Source organism: Sedimentibacter sp. B4 (assembly GCF_000309315.1).
In the GTDB taxonomy this organism is placed as follows: Bacteria; Bacillota; Clostridia; order Tissierellales; family Sedimentibacteraceae; genus Sedimentibacter; species Sedimentibacter saalensis.
On sequence record NZ_CANG01001129.1, the window covers coordinates 1 to 228 of the forward strand.

Consider the following 228-nt stretch of genomic DNA (forward strand, 5'->3'; position numbering starts at 1 on the left):
TCCTCGAGCACCGGGTGCGGCCGTTCTCCGCCGGCGTCGCCGTGCCCGTGTTCGCCTTCTTCTCCGCCGGCGTCGTGATCGGCGGGCTGCAGGGCTTCGTGGACGCCGTGACCAGCTCGATCGGCCTGGGCGTGATCCTGGGCCTGGTCGCCGGCAAGGCGATCGGGATCACCGGCTCCACCTGGCTGGTCACCCGGCTGCGGCACGCCCAGCTGGCTCCCGACCTGT

At 72.8% G+C, this 228-nt stretch carries 1 protein-coding gene; it reads left to right on the forward strand.

The genetic code is table 11. The features are described from left to right. Positions 1–228, forward strand: a 228-nt coding sequence (locus tag BN358_RS25205) for a Na+/H+ antiporter NhaA (protein WP_198018554.1), incomplete at both ends; no start/stop codon positions are given.